Raw genomic sequence first — 24,742 nt, forward strand, 5'->3', positions numbered from 1 at the left:
CGTGGTGGTCCTCACCGCTTGCGAAGCTCTGGATTGAAACGGACTTGGAGGATGTCGCCCAGGAGGCCGAACGCCGTCGCCGTGATCGCGATGGCGATGCCGGGTGCGAGGGCGGCCCACCAGGCCGTCGAGATGACGCCCTTGGCGCTCGTGACCATGGCTCCCCACTCGGCGCTCGGGGGCTGGGCCCCGACCCCCACGAAGGAGAGGCCGCCGAGGATGAGAATCGAGTTCCCGATGTCGCCCGCCCATTTGACGAGCAGGACGTCAAGCGAGTTGGGCAGCACATGGCGGAGCATCAGCCGGGTCCGCGAGACCCCGAGGACTCGGGCATTCTCGACGAAGGTCTGCGCCATGGTTTCGCGCATCACTCCCCGCAGGAGCCGGGCCGTGAACGGCCAGCCCGTGGCGATCATGGCGATGATCGCCGAGTTCAGGCTCGGGCCGAGCGCGGCCGCGACGCCGAGGGCGAAGATGATCGGCGGGAACGCGAGGGCCGCATCCACGATCCGCATGATGACTTCGTCGACGAACCGCCCGCCCAAGGTCGCGAGGGTCGCGATCAGGATGCCGAGCACCGAGAACCCGGTGACGACGGCGACAGCGGAGAGGAGGGAGAACCTGGCTCCCACCACGATGCGCCAGAGGACGTCGCGCCCCTGTTCGTCGGTCCCCAGCCAATGCGCGCTGCCGGGTGGCGCCAGGGCGTCCAGGATGTCCGACCGGAAGACGGAGTCCGGGGCAATCAGGGGGCCGAACACTGCGAGGAGGAGCAGGAGGACGACGACGGCGATCACCCCGAGCTGCATACCGGGCAGCTTGGTCATCGAGCGAAGACGAAGCCCCCCGTTGGTCACGAACTGAGGAAACACAGTGGCCATGTGGATCAGGCTCCTATCTGTCCGGCGCGCAGACGCGGATCCCGGATGAGCTGCACGACATCGACGACGAAGTTGGATACGACGACCAAAGTGCCGATCACGAGCACCCCGCCAAGGACCGCGAAGGTGTCCTTCTGGCCCACGGCATTGGTCAGGAACGAGCCGATGCCGACGAGGCCGAAGACGGATTCCACGAGGACCGCGGCCCCCACCATCGCCCCGAACTGGATGCCGACGACCGTGATCGCGGGACCGATCGCGTTCGGAAGGAGGTGCCGTCGGACCAGGGACCCTTGCGGGATCCCCTTGGCCCGGGCGACGGTGAGGTGCTCCCGTGCGAGGACCCGGATGAGCTCTGCCCGCAGGACCCTGTAGAGCTGGGCCCCGAAGGGAAGCGCGAGCACGATGGCGGGAAGGATCAGGTGCTGGAGGGCATCCCACGTGGCGAACAGGTTCCCAGCGAGGAGCGAGTCCAGCACCACCGAGCCGGTTCGATGCGGCACGCTGATCCCGCGGGAGAGCCGGCCCGAGATCGGGAACACGGCGAGCTTGGTTCCGAAGAGGAACTGCGTGAGGAGCGCGAGCCAGAAGGTCGGGAGGCCCGCGCTGACGACGACCATGACCCGGAAGAGCAGATCGGTACGGCCGTCCCTGCGAAGGGCCGAGACGGTTGCGAGCGGGAGGACTACGGTGATCATCACGATGACCGCCACGACAACCAATTCGATCGTCTGCGGAAGGACCTGCTGGATTCCGTTGGTCACGGAGACGTGCGTCGTGATCGACATCCCCAGGTCGCCGTGGATGAGCCTCGCCAGGAAGGACGCGAACTGCACCGGGAGAGGCTGGTCGAGCCCCAGGCTGTGGCGCATGGCTTCGACCTGTTCAGGACTGGCGCTCTCGCCCGCAGCGACTTTTGCCTCGTCGCCCGGGATGAGCTTGACCATGAGGAACACGATGGCCGCGAGGCCGAACAGGGTGACTGCCGAGGAAACGGCCTTGCGCAGGAGGAATCTCAGCGTCTGCTGACGTGATCCTGCCACGGGACTCAGCCAACCCTCACGTTGAAGACGGACATCGGCGTCACCGACCAGTCAGGGGTGATTCCGCTCAGGCCGTCGCGGTAGCCGACGGGGAACGCCACCTGGTACATGTTGACCGATGCGGCGTCCTTGCTCACCTGGTCCTGGATCTGCTTGTAGAGATCGCACCGCTTCGTGACGTCGGCGAGGGTCCGGGTCTGGTTCAGCAGGCCGTCGACCGTGGCGTTCTTGTAGGCGGCCTTGTTCGTGCTGCCGATGTTCTTCGAGTTGTAGAGCTTGTCCAGCGTCGAGCCCGGGTCAGGGGTGAGCGCGTAGTCGTTGAGGAGCATCATGGACGGAATCGTGGCCGCGCTCCCGAGGCTCTTGAGGTAGTCGGGGAAGGCAATCGGAACAAGGTTGACCGTCACGCCGATGTCGCGCAGGTTCGACTGGAAGAGCGTCGCGAGCTGGGTCTGGACGGGATCAGAGGGCTGGAAGCGAAGCTCGAGCGCCTGTGAGCCCAAGCCGGATTGGGAAATGAGCTGCTTTGCCTTGTCGATCTGCTGGGAGGACGTCACGGAGTCCGGCCGGCAGGAGAGGGTGTCGGACAGAATTCCCGAGGCGATGCTCCCATTCGAATTGAGGATCTTGTCGAATCCTCCCTTGTAGTCGAACGCAAGCTGCAGGCCCTGCCGAAGCTGCGGATTCGCCGTCGGCCCCGAAGAGGTGTTGAAGAACAGCTGCGTCTGGCCGGCGGTCTTCAGGAAGGCAACCTCTTTGTCAGTTCCCTTGAGCGATGCGGCGTCGGTCGCCGAGAGCCCGAGAGCAATATCGACGTTCCCTGCCTTGAGTTCGTCGCGTTCCGTGGCGCTCTCGTCGATGCGGCGGAACACAATGTGGCTGGGACGCTTGGCGTCGAACGCCCAGTACTTGTCGTAGCGGCTCAGCGCGGCTCCATCGGTTCCCGCCTGGCCGTCGCTCTGGAACGGGCCGGTTCCCGCGTCATGCGCCTGGAGCCATCCCTGCGCGTCATCCGTCCCCGCGTTCTTCGTCACGAGAGCCGCCTCGACGATGTAGACGTTGGCAAGGCCATTGACGAAATACGCGTTCGGCGCCTTGAGGTGGACCACGACGTGGCTGTCATCGGTGACGGTCGTCGATTGATACCCGCTGAGCGCGGAGGCAATGCCCTGGCCCAGCCGAATATAGCGATCCAGGCTGTACTTGACGTCCGCGGCTATGAGCGGCGACCCGTCGTGGAACGTGACCCCACTCCGCAGGGAGAAGCTGACCGAGGAGGAATCGGGAGCGACGGTGAACTCGCTCGCGAGCTGGCCGACGAGCTTGTTGCTGCCGTCGAACTTCACGAGGGGCTCGTAGATCGCGTTGTCGATCATGTTGGTCTGGGCATAGTCGGCGCGAAGGGGATCGAGGGTGTTCACTTCATGCTTGAAGGCGACGACGATCGACGACGACCCGCCGTCGGCGGCTGCGGCCCCGCCGGAACTCCCGCCGGCGGTGCACCCCGCGAGGAGGGCGGCAGCCAAGGGGGCGGCATAGAAGGCGAGCCTGGCAGAGCTCTTGGAGCGATGCGGTGAAGTGGTGGACACGGAGTGCCTCCTGAATTGAGGGTCGGCGAATGGACGCCGGTGAAACGGGTTTTTGGGCGCAGCGAATCAGGGATGCGGGAGCTTCAGCTCCCGGAGGAACGAGGGAAGGAAATGCGGGGAGGTGTTCGGACGAATTCGGCGGCTAGATTGCCCACAATCCGCGAGGGGATTCCGTGATCCACTCGGCACCCTGGGCAGTTACGAGCGCCATATCGCCGGCGACAATGCAGCCGAGCCCCGGCACAGTGAAGTTGGGGTGCACCTCGATGACCATATTTGGCTCAAGGCAAATTCCCGAAGCGTCGCGCGAGCGATCTCTCGCCGGGCTGAGGCTTTCGGCCATTCCCGGTTCCGAGTAGCTCAGGCCGAGCCCGTGGCAGGACTGGAATCGAAAAGGGTCCGAACTCCGCGAGTAGGGGGCGTGTTCGTCGATCATGGACTCGATGACGTCGCTCACAACATGAAGCGGGGTTCCCGGCTTCATCGCCTCGAGCGCAGCATCTTGGATGCTCAGCAGGATGTCCGAGAATTCCGTGAGCTGGGCGGAGGCCCGGCCCCTGACCCCCATTCTGAGGCATTGGCCGAAATAGCCTTCGTAGGCCGCCGTCGTGCCGATCTGGACACGGTCGGACGGCCCGACACCGTTCGGCAGTTCCATGAACTCGAAGTAGGTCGTGGGTGGCGCCTCCCCAACCGCGAGCCAACAGGCAGCCGGATCGGCGCCGAGCAGACGTCCGCGATGTTCGACCTCGGCCATGATCGACGGGCCCGATGCGCCAGGCCTCGAGGCTTCGGCCATTCCCGCCGCGATCATGGCATCCGAGATCCGGGCCGACACGCGCAGCATGTCAACTTCCTCGGGGTCCCTCGTGAGCCTCAGACGATCGAGCAGGCCTTCGGCATCAATCAGCTCATAGGGCCCGAGGGCGGCTTCAACAGCCCGATATGCCGGATGGGGAAGCTCGTCCACGCCGACGAGTCCTATCCGCGAACCCGGTTCGATCCCCGCGCGCACTAGTGCCTCGGCAGCCGCTGTTCCGTGCCGCAACACGTCGCCTGTCCGGATGACGTCCCCCAGCCACGACGATCTCAGCGCGAATTCCCGGGTGTCGTGGGGCCCCAACGTGAGGATGCTCGCCGCACCATCACGGGGCAGCACCAAGGCCGCGGCCGTGGGTCGGGACATCCAACCGGCCAGGTACTGGATGTACCCCGCCGTTCGCGATCGCGAGCCTAACGCCCGAGGGCTGCCGAAGACGACAAGCGCGGCAAGGCCCTCGGTCGTCATGGCGTCCCGGACTCGCTGTATCCGGGTCCGGAGGGCTAGCTCGGAGACCCGGGGCTGCGGTTCGCCATGGCGCACATCCAGCGGCCGGGCAAACGTGCCCTGATTGCTGTTCATGGTTTGCTTTCGGTGGGTGGTTGCGGCACACGCCGCAGAAGTGTCCGCTGACTGCCTGAGAGAGGCTCAGCATGTCCGGCTGTTCCTGCCGGCCCGCGAGGAGTGCCCGGTGAAGGGTGTGACCGATGTCTCATCGCTTGGTATACAAGGTAGACCTGGGATCCCAGATTGCACAAGAGGGTGGGCGAACATTTACGCGATTGCCCTCAAAGGCTGATCTGGGATACCGGAGCTGGCATGCCAAGTCCGCACGGTGGACGAGGGCTCGCCAGCGACCGGCGAACGCCGAGGCATCCGTCTCTGATCATGAGTTTCCAATATATGAGACAAGAATGCTCACATTCTGGACTCCGATACACGATGTTCTCGGAGGTCCGTGTATCGGAGGACCGCGCAAAGGGAGAAACGGGACGGGAGAAGCATGAACACGAATCACCCGAAGAGCGACCTTGCAGCCGCGGCGGCGCAGAGCCCTACGCCCCCCACGACGCCCCCCAAGGCCTGGCTCATGCTCGCCCTCGGCGTCGGCGCCCAGACTTCGGGCACCGCCTTCGTGAGTGCGCCGGCGTTCCTCATCCCGGAGCTGCATACGCAACTCGGAATGCCCCTCGCCGAGGCCGGGCTGCTCGCAGCGGCGCCCACGATCGGGATGGTGTTCACGCTCATCGCGTGGGGCGCCCTCGCCGATCGCGTCGGCGAGCGCTGGGTGATCTCCGCGGGACTCGCGCTCACGACCCTCGCCGCGCTCGGCGCCGTCGTCGTTCCCGGCTACGCCGCACTCGGCGCGTTCGGCCTGCTCGGCGGCGCCGCCGCGGCGAGCACGAACGCGGCGAGCGGCCGGGTGGTCGTGGGGTGGTTCCCGCGCAACAGGCGCGGACTGGCGATGGGGATCCGGCAGATGGCCCAGCCGCTTGGCGTCACGGTCGCGGCCATGACCGTGCCCACTACCGCCGCAGCGTACGGACCGGCCGTGGCGATGATCCTGCCGGCCGTCCTCAACGGCGTCCTCGCGATCCTCTGTGCGATCGGAATCGAGAATCCTCCACGTTCGGCGCAGCCCTCGGGCGCCGTGGCAGAAGCCGGGCAGAATCCCTATCGGAGCGGATCGTTCCTGTGGCGGATCCACGCGGTATCGGTCCTGCTGGTCGTGCCGCAGTTCACGCTCTCGACATTCGGCCTCGTGTGGCTCATGGCCGACGCCGGAATGGACGGCGTTGCGGCGGGGGCGGTCGTGGGCGGGGCTCAGGTCGTGGGGGCCTTGGGCCGTATCGGGGTCGGCGTCTGGAGCGACCGGCTCGGGAGCCGAGTGAAGCTCTTGCGCTGGGTGGCCGTGGCGGCCGCCGCGACGATGGTGCTCGCCGCCGTCGCGGACATCGCGTCAATCCGGGCGGCGGCGGCCGTGGCGTTCGTGGCCGCCACCATCGTGAGCGTCGCGGACAACGGCCTGGCCTTCACGTCCGTCGCAGAGGCGGCCGGCCCGCGCTGGTCAGGAACGGCCCTCGGAGCGCAGAACACGGGGCAGTTCATCGCGGCCTCGGGGGTTGGACCCGCGGTCGGCGCGCTCATTGCCGCAGTCGGCTACCCGCTCGCGTTCTGCCTCGTCGCGATCGCGCCCCTCGCCGCCGTTCGGCTCGTCCCGGCGCAGGACGTCCACGCGGACTGAGCGGAACAGGGGGGCCGCGAATCGAGCTGTTGGGGCTGCCGCACCCACAAGGCGCGGCAGCCCCGGCAGAACCGGGCTACATCCCCGCGAGAAGGCTCTTCATCTCCGCGATCTCCTTCGTCTGGGACGAGACGATGGACCCAGCCATCGCGACGGCCCCCTCGTGCCGCCCGGCACCCTTCTCGGTCTCGGCCATCGCCACGGCACCCTCGTGATGCGCGATCATCTGCGAGAGGTACAGCTTCGAGGCCTTCGCCGCGTCGGCGGACTTGAGCTCGTCCAGATCGGCAGCGCTCATCATGCCGTCCATCCCGTGGCCGGAGCCGCTCGGCATGGAGAGCGGCTGTGCCCACGCCGTGAGCCATCCCTTGAGGGTCGCGATCTCGGGAGCCTGAGCGCCCTTGACCTGCTGGGCGAGCGCCGTGATCCTCGAGTCGAGGCCGGGCTTGGCGAGCACGATGTCGCTCATCTCGACCGCCTGCTCGTGATGCGGGATCATCATCTGCGCGAACATCGCGTCCGCCGAGTTGAAGGCGCCAGTCCCCGTCGGCGACGCGGCCGAGCCCATCGGCATCGAATGGCCCGCGTGCGCGTCGGAGCTCGACGAGGGCTTCGCCTCGGAGGCCGCGGCCCCGCATCCTGCGAGCGCGAGTCCGACGACGGCGAGACCGCCGACGAGGGCAAGCCTGGCCCAGGCGCGGCGCTTCTGGGGGGACGTGCTGGAAGAGTTCGTGGTCATGGTTTCTCCTGTCGAATCAGCGTCATCCGCGCGAAGGCGCGCGAAAAGGAGCACCCGGCCAGGAAGCGGGGTGCGCGGAGCCGGATCCGGCCTACGTTCTGCTGATCGAGAGGGCGATGAGGTTCGGCGCTCGCGGCGCCGCGAGCGCACTGGGAGGCCCGTCGGGGGAACCCAGCGGCCGCGCGTCCGAGCGGGCGAGGACGACGACGGCGGGCGGCACCGGGGCGGGAACTCCCGGCGCGGGCGTGCAGTCCGTCGTATGCGCGACGCCGGATGGCGGGTACCCCGCGTGGCACGCGGCGTCGGCGGGCCGAGCCTCGGCGAGGCCCTGCACGCGAGCGTGCCCTGCCTCGGCGGGACCCCGTGCCTGGGCGGGCCACGCCTCAGCGAGGCCCATCGCGTCGGCGTGCTCCGACGTCGTCCGCTCGACGGGCGAGGCGCCCACAGCGGGCGCCGCCGATTCTGTACCGTGGGCGGGTGCCGCCGCGTGAGCCTCGTGGGCCGCGAGGACGTGCATGCCCACGAATCCCGCCGTCACGAGGAAGACGACGAGCGCGAGGAGGGCAGCCCGAACCGGGGCGAGGCGCTGGGGCACGCTCCCCATCCTGCTATCCGACACGCGCGGGGTCCACTTCGAGTCGGCGGAGGAGCTGTGCGTTGAGCGCGACCACGATCGTGGAGAGGGACATGAGCACGGCGCCGGCGGCCGGCGAGAGGGCGACGCCCGCGAACGCGAGGACGCCCGCCGCGAGCGGCACCGCGAGGACGTTGTACCCCGTGGCCCACGCAAGGTTCTCCCACATCTTCCGGTAGCTCGCGCGCGAGAGCTCGATGACGGAGACGACCGAGCGGGGGTCGTTGCCCGCGAGCACGACGCCCGCGGACTCGATCGCGACGTCGGTGCCAGCGCCGATCGCGATGCCGACGTCGGCGCGGGCGAGCGCGGGAGCGTCGTTGACGCCGTCGCCGACCATCGCGACCTTGAGGCCGCGGCGCTGGAGCTCGGCGACCTTCTGCCCCTTGTCCTGCGGGAGGACCTCGGCGAACACCTCGTCGATCCCGAGGTCGGCGGCGACGGAGCTGGCCACCTGCCGCGCGTCGCCCGTGATCATGACGACCCGCACCCCGCGGGCCTGGAGAGCCCCCACCGCGGCCCGGGACTCCTCCCGCACCGCGTCCTCGAGCGCGAGCGCGCCCACCACCCGACCGTCGCGGACGACGTGCAGGACGGACGCGCCGCGCGCCGTCCAGCGGTCGACGTCGTCGGCCAGGTCCGCGGGCGTGCCAAGCCCCTCGCGCGCAAGCAGGGCGGGTCCGCCCACCGCGACCCGCTCGCCGTCGACCGCTGCCTCGACGCCGTGGCCCGGCCGGGCCGCGAAGCCCGCCGCTGCCGGGACGGCGACCCCGCGCTGCGCCGCCGCCCGCACGATGGCCCGCGCAACGGGATGCTCGCTCTCCGATTCGGCCGCGGCAGCTAGGGCGAGCAGCTTGCCCTCGGGGATACCGACGGACGCGAGGCCGACGACGTCTGGCTCGCCCCGCGTGAGCGTGCCGGTCTTGTCGAACAGGACGGCGTCCACCGTGCGGAGGCGCTCGAGTGCGAGGCGGTCCTTGACGAGGACCCCGCCCTTCGCGGCGCGTTCGGTCGAGATCGCGATGACAAGCGGGATCGCGAGGCCGAGCGCGTGGGGGCACGCGATGACGAGCACCGTCACGGTGCGGGTCACGGCGTCGTCAACGCTTCCGAGCAGGGCCCACGCGACGAAGGTGAGGATGCCGGCCGCGGTCGCGAAGTAGAAGAGGAACGCCGCGGCGCGGTCCGCGAGCGCCTGGGCCCGGCTCGAGGAGGCCTGCGCCTCGGCGACCATGCGCTGGATGCCCGCGAGCGCCGTCGACTCCCCCACCGCCTCGACCCGCACCCGGATGCTCGTATCGGTCACGACTGTCCCGGCGACCACCGTGGCGCCGGGCCCCCGGCTCACCGCCTTGGATTCGCCCGTGATCATGGACTCGTCGATCTCCGCGGTTCCCGCCTCGATCCGGCCGTCCGCGGGAAGCCTCCCGCCCGCACGGACGAGGACGAGGTCCCCCGGCGCGAGGCTCGCGGCCGGAACGGTTTCGGTGTCCTCGTCGCGGATGCGCTCCGCCTCGTCGGGAAGCAGGGCGGCGAGCGCTTCAAGGGCGCCTCGCGTGGCGCCGAGGGCGCGCATCTCGAGCCAGTGCCCGAGGAGCATGATCGTGACGAGGAGCGCGAGCTCCCACCAGAAGTCGAGGTCGAAGCCGCCAATCCGCAGGCTTGTGGCCCAGGACGCGACGAACGCGACCGTGATGGCCATCGAGATGAGCAGCATCATCCCAGGCTGGCGCTCGCGGAGTTCACGCACGCCGCCGACGAGGAACGGCTGCCCCCCATAGACGAAGATCACCGTCCCGAGAAGCGGCGGGACCCACGCGCTGCCGGGGAATTCGGGCGGCATCGCGCCGAAGAGGTGCCAGAACATCGGGCTGAAGAGGACGACGACGGCGGTGAGCGCGAGCGTGAGCCAGAACCTGCCGCGGAACATGGCGACGCTGTGGCCTTCGTGCTGGCCGTGGCCTTGGTGCTGGCCGTGGCCTTCGTGCTCAGCGGCGGCCGTGTGCCCGGGAGTCGTTCGGTGGGCGTGCTCGTGCTGAGCCGTCCCGGCGTGCGGGTGATGGTCGCTGTGACCAGTCATGGCCAGCGTCGTCCTTCCGTTGTGCGGATGGGTCGCGCTGTGGTCGATCGGCGGTGGCGGGCGGGGCCCGGACCGTGTACATCGCTGACAGCAGCTCCGAATATACCCCTAGGGGGTATTGCTGGCAAGCGTCCGCCCTCGGGAGCTGGGGACTGAAGGGCGCACTGACAGGGCCTCCTTCGTCGGCGCGGGTGCGCGTAGCGTCAGCACGGAACCGATGAAAGGACGTCACGATGGATGACACCCGACTAGCTGGCGCAACCGGGCCCCGCCTCCTAGTCCCGTCCGCCGCGCTCCTCTGGGGCCTGCAGTTCGCGTTCCTCAATCCGGCGCTTGCGCTCCTCCTCGTGGCGCTGTTCCACGCGAGCGACGCCGAAGTCGGGCTCACGCTGGCCCTGTACAACGCGAGCGGTTTCGTCGCGTCGCTCGTCGTCCCGGCCTACGCCGACCGCACGCGCGACTACCTCCGCCCCATGCTCGCGTGCAGCGCCTTGACCCTGGCCGTCGCCGCGATCCTGTTCTTCGCCGCGTCGCTGCCGGTCGCCGTCGTCGTCCTCGTGGCGCTCGGCGGCCCGGCGGGCGTCGGGTCGTCGCTCCTGTTCGCCCATCTCAAGGCGAACGGGACGCCCCCGGCCCAGATGATGAACACGCGCGCGATCGTCTCCTTCGCGTGGGTCGCCGGGCCGCCGCTCGCGGCGTTCCTCATCGGCGCACTCGGCGAGCATTCGATCCTCGCCGCGATCGCGCTCATCGCGGTCCTCGCCTTCACGACGACGGCGGCGCTCCGCTCCCGGAGCGGGCCCGCACCCGCCGCTCACGGCGGCAAGGCGACCGACGACGACGGCGCCGTACTCCCGCGCGCGGCCGTCGCCGTCGTCGTCTTCGCCTTCGTCGCGCTCCAGGCGACAAACAACGTCGTCGTCTCGATCATGGCGCTCTTCACGACGCGGAGCCTCGGCCTCGGCATCGAGTGGGGCGGCATCGCGCTCGGCGTCGCAGCGGCGCTCGAGATTCCGGCGCTGTTCGCGATCGGGAAGCTCACGCGTCGGTTCTCGAGCCTCGGCCTCATCGCGAGCGGCTGCGTGGTGGGGATCGGCTACTACGCCACGATGGCGTTCGTGGCGAGCCCGGTGGCGCTGGTCGCCGCGCAGGTGCTCAACGCGTGGTTCTTCGCGGTCATCGCAGGCGTCGGGCTCACATTCTTCCAGCAGATCATCCCCCGGCCGGGGCTCGCGTCGGGGCTGTTCGCCAACACGCGGCGGCTGGGCGCGATCGCCTCGGGCGCGATCATTGCGTTCGGTTCGACCTTGGGCGGCTACGCGGGCGCATTCCTGGTCTGCGGGGCGCTCACGCTCGCGGCGCTCGTCGCGATCGGCGTCGTGTGGCGGATCACGCGGCGGAGCGCGGAGGCGCGCCCGTCGAGGGCGGGATTGGACCAGGCCAAAAGGGCCTGAGAAAAGTCCCAAAAAACGTGCGCGGACGCGGAATGAAACCGACCCTAAGATAGTTACGGAAAGCAACGATCTAGTCCCCCGCCGTCTCCTTGGGAGCCTTCCGTGTCTCACGCCACACCATCCGCCGCCCCCTCGGGCGCGCTCTCCAGACGCCAGATCACGGGCGTCATGACGGGGCTCATGCTCGGCATGTTCCTCGCCTCGCTCGACCAGACGATCGTCTCGACGGCGATCTACACGGTCGCCAATGACCTTGACGGCCTGAGCCTCCAGGCCTGGGCCACGACGGCTTACCTCATCACGTCGACCGTGAGCACGCCGCTCTACGGCAAGCTCTCCGACATCTTCGGCCGCCGCCCCCTCTACATCGCCGCGATCGCGATCTTCCTCGCGGGCTCGCTCTTCGCCGGCTCCGTGCACTCGATGGCCGAGCTCGCCGTCGCCCGCGGCATCCAGGGCCTCGGCGCGGGCGGCCTCATGGCCCTCGCGCTCGCGATCATCGGTGACATTGTGCCGCTCTCTGAGCGCTCGAAGTACCAGGGCTACTTCATGTCCGTGTTCGGTGTCTCCTCGGTACTAGGCCCCGTGGTGGGCGGCGCGTTCGCGGGCGCGAACCAGATCCTGTGGATCACGGGCTGGCGCTGGGTCTTCTACATCAACGTGCCCGTGGCCATCGCGGCGCTCGCCACGGTGTTCTTCTTCCTGCACCTGCCCGCGCGCCACACGCGCCAGAAGATCGACTACCTCGGCGCGGCGGCCATCAGCGTAGGCCTCGTGCCGCTGCTCCTCGTTGCCGAACAGGGACGCGGCTGGGGCTGGGCGTCCGCGAATTCGATCGCGTGCTACGCCATCGGCGCCGCGGGCCTCGCGCTCTTCATCCTGTTCGAGAAGCGCGCGGGCGATTACGCCCTCATCCCCCTCCGCCTGTTCAAGAACCCGCAGTTCAGCCTCTCGGCCGTGCTCAACTTCATCATCGGCATCGGGATGTTCGGCGCGATCGCGATGCTTCCGATGTACCTCCAGCTCGTCAAGGGCCTCACTCCGACCGAGGCCGGCCTGCTCATGATCACTTTCACGGTGGGCATCATGTCCGCGTCGATCATCGCGGGCCGCACGATCTCGAAGACTGGCATGTTCAAGATCTTCCCCGTCATCGGGACGCTCCTGCTCGCGGGTGCTGCCCTCACGATGGGGCTCGTTCTCAACGTCGATTCGCCGCTGTGGGTCCCAGGCGTCGTGGCGGTGTTCTTCGGGATGGGCCTCGGTTGCTGCATGCAGCCGCTCGTCCTCGCGATGCAGACCTCGGTTCCGCCGCGGGACATGGGCGTGGGCACGTCGACGGCGGCGTTCTTCCGCTCCATGGGAGGCGCGGTCGGCACCGCCGTGTTCATCTCGATGCTCTTCAGCCTCGCGGCGGACAAGATCACGGGCGCGATGAAGGACGCCGTGACCCAGGCGGACTTCCTCAGGACCATGCGCGATCCCGCGGTCCTCGCGGACCCTGCGAACAAGCCGCTCTTCGACCTGTTCAAGGGCGGCGGCTCGTCGGGGCTCAGCTCGGACAGCCTCAACGACACGAGCTGGCTCAAGAACGCGAACTCCGTGCTGACCCATCCGATCAAGGACGGCTTCTCGCAGGCGGTCGACGGCGTGATGCTCACCGCGGCGGTGCTCATTGCCGTTGCGTTCCTCATCACGCTTGCCCTGCCGAACGCGAGGCTACGTGATCCGAAGGCCGCGCTCAAGGAGCCGGCCGCGGCGTAGGCTCACAGCAGACGACGACGGCGCGGGGCGCCTTCCGCTGGCCGACGTGGGAGTCAGCGGCCGCTGGCGGCGCGTGCCTTGGCGAGCTGCACCCGGAGGCGAGCGTTTTCGTCCTCGAGAGCGAGGACAAGTCGGATGCCCTCGATGTTCAGCCCGACCTCGACAAGTTCGCTGATGCGCCGGAGCCGGTCCATGTCGTCTTCGCTGTAGCGGCGGGTCCCGCCGTCGGTGCGGGACGGGGTCAGAAGGCCCTTGCGTTCGTAGAGACGGAGGCTGGACAGACCCATGCCTGAGAGTTCGGCGGCTACCGAGATGGCGTAGACGCCGTCGGACGAGTCGCGTCTGCGGGCCATGCCACCTCCTCACGCCTCTTGCCTTGACCTACGTGGGTTGACTTATTATATCTGTGTCTCGAGAAGCAGATTAGGTGCCGACCGAGAACCACATCATCTGATCCTATATCGAACCATTGGAGGTGGCAGTGATGCTGATGCGAACCGATCCCTTCCGCGAGCTCGACCGCCTGACCGAGCAGGTCTTCGGTACTTCGGCCAGACCAACAACGATGCCGATGGAGGCTTGGCGCGAGGACGGGGAGTTCGTGGTCGAGTTCGACCTCCCGGGGGTGGACGCGGACACGATCGATGTCGACGTCGAGCGCAACGTCCTGACCGTGCGGGCGCAGCGGCGCTCGCATCGCCCGGACCAGGCCGAGGTCATCGCCGCCGAGCGTCCCGAGGGCACGTTCGGGCGTGAGCTGATCCTGGGCGATGCGCTCGATACATCGAACGTCAGCGCGGACTACGCCGACGGGGTCCTGACCTTGCGCATCCCGGTCGCCGAGGAGGCCAAGCCGCGCAAGATCAGTGTCACGACGAAGAAGGAGAAAAAGGAGATCGCTGCCTGAGCCTTCGCCGCTCCGGCAGGGCCGCGCAGCTGGGCCCTGCCGGAGCAGCCGGCCATACGGAAGTGGGGCCGCCATGCGTGCCGCTGACTTCTACGCCGCGCTGGGAATCGACCGCGCGGCCACCCAGGAGGAGATCCGGCGGGCCTTCCGACGCCTCGTCCGGGACCTCCATCCGGACGGGCCGGCCGGCCGCGGCGCTGACCCGGAGCGGCTGCACGAGGTGCTCGAGGCGTACTCGGTTCTGAGCCACGCTGATCGGCGTGCGGTCTACGACAAGGCGCTGCGTCGGGCGGAGGCCACATCGCCGCTATGGGTGGAGTTTCCGCGGCCATCCCGGCCCGGCTGGTACGTCTTCGACGATCCGGAGATGCTTCGAACGCTATTCCACAGGTGGTTTCCCTGACCGGGGAACCGTGCGAGGAGGATGAGCTGTGAACACTGCGCGCGGCGGGTGGCGCCGCTACGACAGCACCCTGTTCCCGGTATTCCATGAGAGGTTCGAGGAGAAGTGGGGAGCAGGGACGGCGCCGTTCCTGGATCCGAGCGTCTACGACGAGGACCAGCCCCGGCCCCGCGCCCAATGGATCAATGTAGACACCGGCGCCGCGGTCGCCGTCGTCCCCGTCTGGGAGGACGACGCCGCGGCCCGCTCGTTCGCCGTCTTCTACCTCCCCCCACACGGGGGCATCTGGGTGCTGCGGCCCGCGGGCCTAGGGAGCTACGTCGAGGCCATCGCCAACGGCACCGCGGCCAGCGAGCACGCGATCGCGCTCCGCAACGACTCGTTCAAGAAAGCCGTCGCCCACGCCGAGGAATTCATCTATGGCCTAGCCGCCATGTGACGAGGCGAAGGACAGGAGCTTGGCCCCCGCTCCAGCTCAGACGACGACGGCGCGGGGTGCCTTCCGTTTGGGAAGACACCCCGCGCCGTCGTTTTAGCGCTGCGCGCCCGGCGTGACGCCGAGGGGCCGGAGCGGCCGCTGGGGGTCGGCCGCTTCAGGACTTACGCGATGCGCTGGTGAGTGGTCCCGTAGGGGACGCTCTCGTCGTGCGCGACGACGTATTCACCGGCTGCCTCGCGGGTTACGAGGATGCCGCAGCAGGGGTTGCTGGCGGCAGTGTGCTGTAGTTTCTCAATCGCCGAGCCGAGGACGTCGTCGAGCTCATGGGCATGGTCGACGACGACCCGCAGGCTACGGTGATGGTGCACATCGGGGGACATGCGCACTCTCCTTCCGTGGTCAAGTCAAAAAGGTCGGAACATTCATCGTAAGCCTGAACCCGGGTCATCAGACAAGGGGGGCAGCACGAGATGGCACCTTGCACGGCAAGATCCGTTGGAAGGTAGCTGTAGGCTAGGCCTTGTCCTGTTACGGGCATCACATTTTTCCTCCACACGACAAAGGCCTTAGCACTATGACTAAGCTCACACCTTCTGGAGCTGCCTCCGAGGGCTCGACGGCGCGCCCCACCGGGCCAGACGGCATCGGGCAGCACGGCGAGCCACACCTCAGCCGCGGCCTCTCCAATCGGCACATCCAGCTCCTCGCGATCGGCGGGGCTATCGGCACGGGACTGTTCATGGGATCGGGCAAGACCATTTCGGTCGCCGGGCCCTCCGTCATCTTCGTCTACATGATCATCGGCTTCATGCTGTTCTTCGTCATGCGGGCGATGGGCGAGCTGCTCCTGAGCAACCTCAACTACAAGACGTTCAGCGACTTCGCGGGCGATCTGCTCGGCCCGTGGGCCGCGTTCTTCACCGGGTGGACCTACTGGTTCTGCTGGGTCGTGACGGGCGTGGCCGACGTCGTGGCCATCGCCGGGTACGCGGACACCCTGTGGCCCGGCATCCCGCTCTGGATCCCCGGCGTCGCAACGATCCTCATCCTCCTCGCGCTCAACCTGCCCACCGTCAAGGCGTTCGGCGAGGTCGAGTTCTGGTTCGCGCTCATCAAGATCGTGGCCATCCTCGCGCTCATCGTGACCGGCCTCGTCATGATCTTCTCGGGCTTCCACTCCCCCGCGGGCACGGCTTCGTTCGGGAACCTGTGGCAGCACGGCGGCCTGTTCCCGAAGGAGTTCATGGGCTTCGTGGCCGGGTTCCAGATCGCGGTGTTCGCGTTCGTGGGGATCGAGCTCGTCGGCACCGCTGCCGCCGAGACGAAGAACCCCGAACGGAACCTGCCCAAGGCGATCAACGCGATCCCCGTCCGAGTGGGCCTGTTCTACGTGGGCGCGCTCGTGATCCTCATGTCCGTCACGCCGTGGACCGAGTTCCGGGCCGGGCACTCGCCGTTCATCGGCATGTTCTCCCTCGCGGGCCTCGGCGCCGCGGCAACGCTCGTGAACCTCGTGGTTCTGACGTCGGCCATGTCGAGCGCGAACTCGGGCATCTACTCGACGTCCCGCATGGTGTTCGGGCTCGCGCAGGAAGGGGACGCGCCGTCGGTCTTCGGGCGCCTCTCCTCGCGCAAGGTGCCCCGGAACGCGCTGTTCCTCTCGTGCACGCTGCTGCTCTCCGGCGTCGTGCTTCTCTACGCGGGCAAGGACATCGGCACGGCGTTCGACATGGTGACCACCGTCTCCGCCGTGTGCTTCATGTTCGTGTGGTCGATCATCCTCGCGAGCTACCTCGTGTACCGGAAGCGCCGCCCCGAGCTGCATGTCGCCTCGACGTACAAGATGCCGGGCGGGCCTGTGATGATCTGGGCCACGTACGCGTTCTTCGCGTTCCTCGTGTGGGCCCTCACGACGCAGCCGGACACCCTCACTGCTCTGCTGGTCACGCCGATCTGGTTCGCGATCCTCACCGTCGCGTGGCTTGTGCTGCGCCGCTCGCCGCTGCACCAGGCGCGCATCGCGGCGCACGGCGACGCCCTCCGGGAGGACACCCCCGTCGCCTGACGCCCGGCCCGGAACAGGCCTCCGCGACACGGATTGTCGCCGGAAAGGACGGCCTGAGTGCGTCCTCCCGGCGACAAGCCGTCTGGATGGTTGCAGCACCGGGAGCCAGATAGCCAGCTCAATGCGAGTAGGCAGACCCGGCCCCAATCAACGCGCCGAACAGGCCAAAGACGAACAGCACGAGCAGGGCCCAGCCCAAGAGCATGATCCCGTTGAGGACGATTCCCGCGACCGCCATGCCACGGCCGGCGGGCTCGCGACGAAGTCCGACAAGGCCGAGAATGAACCCGATCGTCGGGGCGATGAACGTCCAGCCGAAGAAGATGCTCACGAGGCCCAGCACCATCGACGCCACCGAACAGCCCTTCGGCTGGGGCAAGATCACCGCATAGCCCGGGGCTGGTGCTGCGTACGGGTGCGTCTGGGAGTATGGGTGGGGCTGGGCATAGCTGGGCTGCTGGCTGTAAGGGTTTTGGCTGTAAGGGTTTTGGCCCTGCTGCTCCGGGGGCGTCTGGCTCACCGTTCATCTCCCTCTCGTCGGTGCGAAGAAGGGGGATGCGGGCAGTCGTGCGCTCCCGGCGATAGGGCGGGGCCGCCGGTTTCCCCAGCTTCTGCGACGCATCCGGGCCGAGCTCCCCAAGTTTTGGGGACCCCAGCTGGTTCGCGCGGCGAAATCGCGGCGGGTCGCGCCGTCGTCGTCCGCGAAGTTGGGGAGATCGGAACGTGGGGAAGACGGAAACTGGGGAGCTCGGCGCCGGGGATGACTCAGCGACAAGGGGCGACGGCGACGCAGCTCACCTCATACGCTGGGCGGCATGAGCCGCTTCGCCCCGCGCACCGCTCCCGCCCTCGGCGCCGATGACGCCGCCTCGCTCGCCCGCGCCCTCAGCGCCGGCGACGTCACGATCTTCGCCGACGGGACGGCCTACCGGCTCCCGGATGAAGCGCGCGACGCCGTCCTCGACCTCCTCGCCCGGCTCGCCCGGGGAGAATCCGCCACGGTGAGCAGCGCCGAGGACGTCCTCACCGTCGCGCAGGCGGCGGAGCTCGCGGGGATCAGCCACTCGTACGTCCGCAAGCTCACGGACCTGGGCGTGTGGCCGGTCGAGTACCGGGGGACGCATCGCCGGATCCGCCGCGAGGACGTGCTTGAGTGGGTCGCCGCGCAGAAGGCTGCGCACAAGACAGGGAGGGGCGAGCCCGGCGCCTGATCCCAGGCGAGACGTGGCCACGCGTCGGGTGGCCACGCGTGGCCACCTCTCGCCCACGCGTGGCCACCTCTCGCCCACGCGTGGCCACCTCTCGCCCACGCGTGGCCAGTTCAGATCCGGGGCCGCCCTGCCCAGCGGCGGGCCTTGAGCGCGAGGTGCAGCTCCTGCCGCACGCGCCCGCCGAGCGGATCGGCGCCGAGGAGCTTCCGCACGCGCGCGATCCGGTGGTACACGGTCGACCGGTGCACGTGCAGCCGGTCGGCAACGGCCTGCACGGCGCCGTCGCTGTCGTAGAGCTCTTCGAGGACGGGCAGGAGCTCGCCGTCGCGGTCCTCCTCCGCGACCAGGTCGGCGAAGACGCTCGAGGGCTCCGAGTCGAGCGCCCCCATGAGCTGGTACACGCCGACCGACCGGACGTCGACGAGCTCCCCAAGCGGCGGGTCCACGGCTGCCGCCTGCGCCGCGACCTTCGACTGGGCGTAGGCGTCGGGAAGCCCGCGCAGCGAGGTGAACGGCTCGCTGATCCCCACGAGGACGCGCCCCGCGGGGCGTCCCGAGCGCTTCGCGAGCTCGCGTTCGTAGTGGGTCAGGACGGCGGCGTGGCTCGCGCGGCCGGTCGAGTGGACGAAGAGGACGACGGAGTGCGTCTCGGCTCCCGCCGTGAACAGGGCGGGATCGATGCCCGCCGTAGCGAGCATCGCAGCCGTGCTCGTCGCGACGACGGCGGCCTGCGGGTCCTCGGGGCTGACGCCGTCGGGGTCGAGGAGCGTCGCGACCTGCCACGGGGCGTGCCCGTGCACCTCGCGCCAGCCCGCGATCTCCGAGAGCGCGGCCTTGTCGCCCCGCGCCGCGGCGAGGAACGTCGATTCCCGCTCGCGCCGATGGGCCGAGGCCGCCGTGTTCGAATCCAGCAGGAGCCCGGCGATGAGCTCGATCTCGAGCCGGACACTAGGCAGCGCGGCGAGGATCGCCGTCGCACTCTGCTCGTCAGGCTCCTGCTGGACCCACAGGTAGCCCACGCGGAAGCCGCGCACGAGCAGCGGCACGCACACGCGCCCGTACATGCCGAGCCCGGGGTTGGGCGGCACCGCGACGGGACGGACCGCCGTCGCGATCCCGTGCGAGAGCTGCCACGCGCTCACGTCGGCCGGGACGCGCTTGCTGAGCAGGAAGTTGACGCGCACAGGGTCGGCGTGTGCCTGGTTCGACGAGTAGGCGACGAGCAGCCCGTCGAGATCCTCGACGGAGAGCCCCCGGCCGAGCTTCTTGGCTGCCTTCTCGACGAGCTCGTCGACCCCTTCGCGCATGCCCTCCAGCATACGGGAGGGCACCGCACACGAGGGGACATTTGCCGCTCCAATGTGGGACATCTGTCGAACGGACGACGGCGAGATCCCCGGAATTCCGCGGAAGTCGCCTCGAGGGGGCGCGCAAGATCGCTGTTGCTTGCCTCACAGCGTGCCTACGCTGGAAGCACCGCGGAAGCCCCCGGACAGCACCCCTACGAGCGGCCCACCATGGCCTCGAGCAACGGAGACGACAATGATCATCGGAGTCCCCCAGGAGATCAAGAACAACGAGTTCCGCGTGGCCATCACGGCCGCGGGCGTGCACGAGTTCGTCGCCCGCGGGCACACCGTGCTCGTCGAGGGCGGGGCAGGTCTCGGCTCGGGCATCACCGACGACGAGTACCGCGTGGCAGGCGCCGAGATCGTCCCCGACGCCGCGGACGTCTGGGCGCGCGCCGACATGATCATGAAGGTCAAGGAGCCGATCGCCTCCGAATACCACCACTTCCGCAAGGGCCTCATCCTGTTCACGTATCTCCACCTCGCCGCCGAGCCCGCGCTCACGCGCGCACTGCTCGACGCGGGCGTCACGGCCATCGCGTACGAGACGGTCCAGGAGGGCCGTTCGCTCCCGCTCCTCGCCCCGATGTCCGAGGTCGCGGGCCGGCTCTCCGTGCAGGTGGGCGCGCAGGCGCTCCTCGCGCCGAACGGCGGCAAGGGCGTGCTGCTCGGCGGCGTCCCGGGCGTTCGGCCCGCAAAGGTCGTGGTGCTCGGGGCGGGCGTCGCGGGGACGAACGCCGCCGTCGTCGCGATGGGACTCGGGGCGGACGTGACGATCCTCGACATCAACATCGCGCGGCTCCAGGAGCTCGACGCGCTCTACGGCAGCCGGCTCAAGACTGTCGCATCGAACAAGTACGAGATCGAGAAGTCGCTCGTCGAGGCGGATCTCGTGATCGGCTCCGTCCTCGTGCCCGGCGCGAAGGCGCCGAAGCTCGTGACCAACGAGCTCGTGTCCCGCATGAAGCCCGGCTCGGTGCTCGTCGACATCGCGATCGACCAGGGCGGGTGCTTCGAGGACTCGCACCCCACGACACATCAGGACCCCACCTTCCGCGTCCACAACTCGATCTTCTACTGCGTCGCGAACATGCCAGGCGCCGTGCCGAACACGTCGACTTATGCGCTCACGAACGTCACGCTCCGCTACGCCGTGCAGCTCGCGGACCTCGGCGTCGAGACGGCGTTCGAGAAGAACCCCGCGCTGGCCCAGGGGCTCAACGTCGCGGGCGGCCGCGTGACGAACCGCTCCGTCTCGGAAGCCCACGGACTGCCCCTCGCCTCGGACTGGCACGGGCTCGTCGCGGCGTAGGCACCTCGGGTAAGCGGACGACGACGGCGCGCGGCGAGCGTCGTCGTCGTCCGCTTCTGGCCGTCACGGGCAGACGACGCAGGATGTGACGAAGCTCATAATGCGGGCCGGAATGGCGGGGACTTCATAATTGGTTGACACATCACAGAAACGCCGACAATGGCGTGACACCCTCAACCAAGGAGAGCCCGTGGCCGAGAAGACCATCCTGACCCTCGTCGGCAGCCTGCGTGCCGAGTCCGTGAACAGCAAGTTCGCCCAGATCGCCGCCGAGACGGCGCCCGAGGGCACCACGGTGACGACGTTCGCCGGGCTCGAGGAGATCCCGTTCTACAACGAGGACCTCGACGTCGAGGGCAAGGTCCCGGCCAAGGCCGCCGAGCTCCGCGCTGCAGTCGCCGCCGCGGACAGCATCCTGTTCGTCTCCCCCGAGTACAACGGCACGATGCCGGCCGTCCTCAACAACGCGATCGACTGGATCTCCCGCCCGTTCGGTCAGGGCGCGGCCGTCGGCACGCTCGCCGCGGTCATCGGCACGTCGGCCGGCCAGTACGGCGGGGTCTGGAGCCACGACGACATCCGCAAGTCCCTCAAGGTCGCCGGCGCGACGGTGCTTGACGACGCGAAGCTCGCCGTCGGCGGCTCCTACCAGCGCTTCGCCGCCGTCGAGCCCCAGGACGACGTCGAGGTCGTCGACGGCATCCGCGGCGTTGTCGCGACCCTCGCGGCTGCCGAGCTCGCCGCCGCCAACTAACTCGTCGCTCAGAGGTGACGTCCCGTGGGTCACGACCCACGGGACGTCACTCTTTTAAGCTCCCCTCAGCACGTCCGGCAGCTCCTCGACGAAAACCGTCTGCGGCGGCTCGTAATAGATGACCAGCACCTGGTCACCCACATCGAACACGCTGGTCTTGTCGTAGGGGTGCGCGTGGAAGGCGCTCGTGCCGCCGTGGAATGGCAACATGACCTCTCCGACCGTGCCCGGCCCGATCCGTCCCGTGACCCGCCCGATCTTGCCGGTCAGGCTGCGGTCAACATCCTTGTGCATCGGCGTCGCTACGCCTCGGGAGCTTTGTTGGGTCGCGACGGCGGCACCTTGCCGTTCTTGAGCGCCCCGGTGATCGATGGCAGGAAATTGCCGACCTGCGCCAAAATCCCGCCCACCATGCTGTTGAGCCCTTCGCCGCCGTTCAGGACGGTCAGCTGATCAACGTGGGCGAAGGGCTCGGCAGCGGCGGCCACGATCGCGGGCATATTCTCGGCAAGCTGCTGGGAGATGACTGCCTCCTGGTTGGCTCCCAGAGCTTCGGCGCGCGCCTTGATGCCGTCCGCCTCCGCCAAGGACTTTGCCTTGATCGCAGAGGCTGCGGCGTCTCCGCGCGCCTTCGTCGCAGCCGCTTCTGCCTCACCGGTGACCTTGGTGGCCCCCGCCATGGCGGCCGCGGCGCTGGCGTTGGCCTGCGCCTCGACCTCCACCTTGCGGGCGTTCGCCTGAGCCTCTAGCTCCGTGCGACGTGCCCGCGCCTCGGACGCGCTGATGTCGGCGGCCTTCTGGGCTTCCGCCTCCGTACGCAGGGCATAGGCTTTGGCGTCGGCGGGCTTGCGAATGGACGTCTGCAGCTTCTGCTCCTCGCGGTCGGCCTCCAGCTTTGCGACCTCGGTCTCCTGGACCACGACTTTCTGCCGTGCCGTGGCCTCGGCCAGCGGGCCCGCCTGAGCGGCGTTGGCCCTGGCGGTCTCCGCATTGGCTTGGGCCGCCGATTGCCTGATCGCGGAAAGGCTCTGGGCATCGGCGATCTGCGCCGCAGCTTCTGCTTCCTTCTCCGCGGCTTCGCGGTTCCTCGTCGCCTCGGCGATCCTGGCCTCCATCTTGACCTGAGCGATATGCGGCTTGGCCAGGTTCTGGATGTAGCCCGTGGGGTCCTGCAGGTCTTTGATCTGGAGGGAATCGACCACGAGACCGAGCTTCTCCATTTCCGTGCCGCTCGCGCTGCGGACCAAAGAGGCGAGCTTGTCGCGCTCACGGATGATTTCTTCCATCGTCATGCTGCCAATGATCGAGCGCAGGTGGCCCTCAAAAACGTTGTAGACCTGGCTTTCCATTTTTGGCTGTTGGCCGAGAAACCTCCTCGCCGCATTCGCGATGAAGGGTGCGGAATCGCCGATCTTGTAGATGACGACGCCCTCCACGATCACCTGAATCCCCTGCGAGGTCACGCAGTTGACCTGAAGCTCTGTTTCGTTGAGCGTGAGCGACAATGTCCTGACCGTCTGGAGTCCGGGAACCACGAGCGCGCCCTTCCCGGTGACGATCTTGAAGTCCATGCCGTCCGTGGTATCCGCATTTCCCCGGGTCAGGCCGGAAATGATCAGCGCCTCGTTCGGTTCCGCCACTTTCCACATCAATTTGATGAGCAGCCTGATGACGGCAACGGCGACGACGACGCCCACTACGGTCACAAGAAGGGGCAGGTAGACCAAGAGGTCGAGCATTGACTGTCCTTTCAACGGCAAGCACTCGGGGGTCTCGTGTAGCCAGTCTGCTGTGGTCCGTTCCCGTAGTCCAGCGATGCCGAACCGCCCGCGCGGGAGGCAGGCGGCGCCGTCGACCGTCGCGCGATGCACGAACCCGGGAGAGTCCGTTCATCCAGTCTGAGAGCCCGGCGCCCTTTAGGCTGGGGGGGTCCGATTCAGCGCGCGGTGGAGGTCTGGTGACTAAGGGACGCGGAGCCGGCGGGCGCCGTCCGACTATGCGGGATGTGGCGCGGGCGGCCGGAGTTTCGCCGACCGCCGTCTCCTTCGTGCTCAACGACCGCAGCGACGCCCGCATCGGCAAGGAGGCGCGCGCCCGGATCCTTGCCGCCGTCGAGGATCTCGGCTTCCGGCCCGATGTGACGGCGCGGCAGCTGAGATTGCGGCGCACAGAGACCATCGGATTCATCACCGACGGGATTGCCTCCTCACCGTTTGCGGGGCAGATCGTGCGGGCAGCGCACGACGTCGCGTGGGCAACTGGGCGGCTCGTCTTCCTCGTGAACACGATGGGAGATGCCGACGTCGAGGCCGCGGCGGTTCGCGAGCTGGTCGACCGGCGCGTGGACGGCCTCATCTACGCGGGGACCGTCATGCGGGAGAGAGCGGTTCCGCCGGAGATGGCAAGCCTTCCGGCAGTTCTGGTCAACGCTTTGGCGCGGAGCGGGTCGCCGCAGCTCCCCGCCGTCGTACCGGACGAACGGCACGGAGGCGAGCTCGCAGCACAGTGCCTCATCGACGCAGGGCACCGCGAGATCGTCTACCTTGCGGGCGACGAGCGCGAGTGGGCCACGCTCGAGCGGACCCAAGCGTTCCGGGACCGCATGCGCGCAGCCGGCTTGCCGGTCTCCGACGACGCCGTGACCTTCGGCCCATACATGATCGATTCGGGCTACGAGCGCGCCACAGCCGTCCTCAGCGGCACGAACAGGCCGAGCGCGCTTCTGTGCGGCAATGACCGCATAGCGGTCGGGGCGCTGCTCGCGGCCCAAGCCCTCGGACTCGAAGTACCGCGCGACGTGTCCCTCGTCGGCTACGACGATCAGGAAGAACTCGCCGATCGTGTCCGCCCGGCGCTGACCACTGTGAGCCTGCCGCACTACCGCATGGGAGAGCTGGGGACCAAGGCCCTGCTCGCACTCATCGACGGCGAGGCCGTGCCCGCGCGGCAGAACGTGCGCGGCGAGCTCATCGAACGGGGCTCGGTGGCCCCGCCGGCTCCACGGTGACAGTTCGGTCATAATCCGGGACGGCGCCGGTAACAGTTCCTGAACA

At 68.4% G+C, this 24,742-nt stretch carries 24 protein-coding genes; 11 read left to right on the forward strand and 13 right to left on the reverse strand.

From position 1 onward, the window contains the following. Positions 1 to 11: 11 nt before the first annotated feature. The 4 genes from SPF06_RS13430 to SPF06_RS13445 all read right to left on the reverse strand — a co-directional run bounded on the left by SPF06_RS13430 (position 12) and on the right by SPF06_RS13445 (position 4,915). A complete protein-coding gene (locus SPF06_RS13430) occupies positions 12 to 827 on the reverse strand; it encodes an ABC transporter permease (protein ID WP_323279607.1) in 816 nt (271 codons plus the stop codon). 59 nt (positions 828 to 886) lie between these two features. Further along, positions 887 to 1,924 (reverse strand): ABC transporter permease, encoded by a 1,038-nt coding sequence (locus tag SPF06_RS13435; RefSeq protein WP_323279608.1) that lies wholly within the window; start codon positions 1,922 to 1,924, stop codon positions 887 to 889. Between the two features lie 5 nt (positions 1,925 to 1,929). Then, on the reverse strand, positions 1,930 to 3,513 hold the full coding sequence (locus SPF06_RS13440; protein WP_323279609.1) for an ABC transporter substrate-binding protein: 1,584 nt from the start codon (positions 3,511 to 3,513) through the stop codon (positions 1,930 to 1,932). Between the two features lie 142 nt (positions 3,514 to 3,655). After that, positions 3,656 to 4,915 carry a M24 family metallopeptidase gene (locus SPF06_RS13445; protein WP_323279610.1) on the reverse strand — a complete coding sequence of 420 codons (1,260 nt, stop codon included), beginning with the start codon at positions 4,913 to 4,915 and terminating at the stop codon, positions 3,656 to 3,658. Between the two features lie 421 nt (positions 4,916 to 5,336). Between SPF06_RS13445 and SPF06_RS13450 the strand changes: the two genes are divergently transcribed. Next, entirely contained in the window at positions 5,337 to 6,578 is a 1,242-nt protein-coding gene (locus tag SPF06_RS13450) for an MFS transporter (protein ID WP_428985766.1), read from the forward strand. Positions 6,579 to 6,654: 76 nt separating this feature from the next. Here the strand turns inward: SPF06_RS13450 and SPF06_RS13455 are convergent, their stop codons facing one another. The 3 genes from SPF06_RS13455 to SPF06_RS13465 form a co-directional block, all read right to left on the reverse strand. Beyond that, positions 6,655 to 7,317 carry a DUF305 domain-containing protein gene (locus SPF06_RS13455; protein ID WP_323279611.1) on the reverse strand — a complete coding sequence of 221 codons (663 nt, stop codon included), beginning with the start codon at positions 7,315 to 7,317 and terminating at the stop codon, positions 6,655 to 6,657. Positions 7,318 to 7,408: 91 nt separating this feature from the next. Then, complete coding sequence (locus SPF06_RS13460; RefSeq protein ID WP_323279612.1) at positions 7,409 to 7,912, reverse strand: hypothetical protein; 504 nt, start codon at positions 7,910 to 7,912, stop codon at positions 7,409 to 7,411. Between the two features lie 13 nt (positions 7,913 to 7,925). After that, positions 7,926 to 10,031 (reverse strand): copper-translocating P-type ATPase, encoded by a 2,106-nt coding sequence (locus SPF06_RS13465; RefSeq protein ID WP_323279613.1) that lies wholly within the window; start codon positions 10,029 to 10,031, stop codon positions 7,926 to 7,928. Positions 10,032 to 10,264: 233 nt separating this feature from the next. On the opposite strand from SPF06_RS13465, the gene SPF06_RS13470 reads away from it, so the two are divergent. Both SPF06_RS13470 and SPF06_RS13475 read left to right on the forward strand, forming a co-directional pair. Continuing rightward, positions 10,265 to 11,485, forward strand: coding sequence for an MFS transporter (locus SPF06_RS13470; RefSeq protein ID WP_323279614.1), 1,221 nt, complete (start codon positions 10,265 to 10,267; stop codon positions 11,483 to 11,485). A 102-nt stretch (positions 11,486 to 11,587) separates the two neighbouring features. Next, positions 11,588 to 13,249 (forward strand): MDR family MFS transporter, encoded by a 1,662-nt coding sequence (locus tag SPF06_RS13475; RefSeq protein ID WP_323279615.1) that lies wholly within the window; start codon positions 11,588 to 11,590, stop codon positions 13,247 to 13,249. Positions 13,250 to 13,302: 53 nt separating this feature from the next. Here SPF06_RS13475 and SPF06_RS13480 read toward each other — a convergent pair whose 3' ends face one another. Next, positions 13,303 to 13,602 (reverse strand): MerR family transcriptional regulator, encoded by a 300-nt coding sequence (locus tag SPF06_RS13480; RefSeq protein ID WP_323279616.1) that lies wholly within the window; start codon positions 13,600 to 13,602, stop codon positions 13,303 to 13,305. 131 nt (positions 13,603 to 13,733) lie between these two features. On the opposite strand from SPF06_RS13480, the gene SPF06_RS13485 reads away from it, so the two are divergent. The 3 genes from SPF06_RS13485 to SPF06_RS13495 all read left to right on the forward strand — a co-directional run bounded on the left by SPF06_RS13485 (position 13,734) and on the right by SPF06_RS13495 (position 14,998). Further along, positions 13,734 to 14,156: an Hsp20/alpha crystallin family protein gene (locus tag SPF06_RS13485; RefSeq protein WP_323279617.1), complete on the forward strand. Its 423-nt coding sequence runs from the start codon at positions 13,734 to 13,736 to the stop codon at positions 14,154 to 14,156. Positions 14,157 to 14,229: 73 nt separating this feature from the next. Beyond that, positions 14,230 to 14,559 carry a J domain-containing protein gene (locus SPF06_RS13490; protein ID WP_323279618.1) on the forward strand — a complete coding sequence of 110 codons (330 nt, stop codon included), beginning with the start codon at positions 14,230 to 14,232 and terminating at the stop codon, positions 14,557 to 14,559. Between the two features lie 28 nt (positions 14,560 to 14,587). Next, positions 14,588 to 14,998, forward strand: a complete 411-nt coding sequence (locus tag SPF06_RS13495) for a hypothetical protein (protein ID WP_323279619.1) — start codon at positions 14,588 to 14,590, stop codon at positions 14,996 to 14,998. 161 nt (positions 14,999 to 15,159) lie between these two features. Here the strand turns inward: SPF06_RS13495 and SPF06_RS13500 are convergent, their stop codons facing one another. Next, positions 15,160 to 15,378: a hypothetical protein gene (locus SPF06_RS13500; RefSeq protein WP_323279620.1), complete on the reverse strand. Its 219-nt coding sequence runs from the start codon at positions 15,376 to 15,378 to the stop codon at positions 15,160 to 15,162. Between the two features lie 194 nt (positions 15,379 to 15,572). Between SPF06_RS13500 and SPF06_RS13505 the strand changes: the two genes are divergently transcribed. Then, positions 15,573 to 17,063 (forward strand): amino acid permease, encoded by a 1,491-nt coding sequence (locus SPF06_RS13505; RefSeq protein WP_323279621.1) that lies wholly within the window; start codon positions 15,573 to 15,575, stop codon positions 17,061 to 17,063. 118 nt (positions 17,064 to 17,181) lie between these two features. On the opposite strand, the gene SPF06_RS13510 is transcribed toward SPF06_RS13505, so the two are convergent. Further along, positions 17,182 to 17,583 (reverse strand): DUF4190 domain-containing protein, encoded by a 402-nt coding sequence (locus SPF06_RS13510; RefSeq protein WP_323279622.1) that lies wholly within the window; start codon positions 17,581 to 17,583, stop codon positions 17,182 to 17,184. Positions 17,584 to 17,878: 295 nt separating this feature from the next. Between SPF06_RS13510 and SPF06_RS13515 the strand changes: the two genes are divergently transcribed. Further along, on the forward strand, positions 17,879 to 18,274 hold the full coding sequence (locus SPF06_RS13515) for a helix-turn-helix domain-containing protein (protein WP_323279623.1): 396 nt from the start codon (positions 17,879 to 17,881) through the stop codon (positions 18,272 to 18,274). Between the two features lie 110 nt (positions 18,275 to 18,384). On the opposite strand, the gene SPF06_RS13520 is transcribed toward SPF06_RS13515, so the two are convergent. Then, complete coding sequence (locus SPF06_RS13520) at positions 18,385 to 19,581, reverse strand: PucR family transcriptional regulator (protein ID WP_323279624.1); 1,197 nt, start codon at positions 19,579 to 19,581, stop codon at positions 18,385 to 18,387. A gap of 235 nt (positions 19,582 to 19,816) precedes the next feature. On the opposite strand from SPF06_RS13520, the gene ald reads away from it, so the two are divergent. Both ald and SPF06_RS13530 read left to right on the forward strand, forming a co-directional pair. Beyond that, positions 19,817 to 20,935, forward strand: coding sequence for an alanine dehydrogenase (ald, locus tag SPF06_RS13525; RefSeq protein ID WP_323279626.1), 1,119 nt, complete (start codon positions 19,817 to 19,819; stop codon positions 20,933 to 20,935). 190 nt (positions 20,936 to 21,125) lie between these two features. Next, a complete protein-coding gene (locus tag SPF06_RS13530) occupies positions 21,126 to 21,689 on the forward strand; it encodes an NAD(P)H-dependent oxidoreductase (RefSeq protein WP_323279627.1) in 564 nt (187 codons plus the stop codon). A gap of 54 nt (positions 21,690 to 21,743) precedes the next feature. On the opposite strand, the gene SPF06_RS13535 is transcribed toward SPF06_RS13530, so the two are convergent. Both SPF06_RS13535 and SPF06_RS13540 read right to left on the reverse strand, forming a co-directional pair. Further along, entirely contained in the window at positions 21,744 to 21,983 is a 240-nt protein-coding gene (locus tag SPF06_RS13535; protein ID WP_323279628.1) for a hypothetical protein, read from the reverse strand. Positions 21,984 to 21,991: 8 nt separating this feature from the next. Then, positions 21,992 to 23,428 (reverse strand): flotillin family protein, encoded by a 1,437-nt coding sequence (locus SPF06_RS13540; protein WP_323279629.1) that lies wholly within the window; start codon positions 23,426 to 23,428, stop codon positions 21,992 to 21,994. Between the two features lie 218 nt (positions 23,429 to 23,646). On the opposite strand from SPF06_RS13540, the gene SPF06_RS13545 reads away from it, so the two are divergent. Then, entirely contained in the window at positions 23,647 to 24,696 is a 1,050-nt protein-coding gene (locus SPF06_RS13545) for a LacI family DNA-binding transcriptional regulator (RefSeq protein ID WP_323279630.1), read from the forward strand. Positions 24,697 to 24,742: the final 46 nt, after the last annotated feature.

Origin of the sequence: Sinomonas terricola, from assembly GCF_034931225.1 — a bacterium.
GTDB classification, from domain to species: Bacteria; Actinomycetota; Actinomycetes; order Actinomycetales; family Micrococcaceae; genus Sinomonas; species Sinomonas terricola.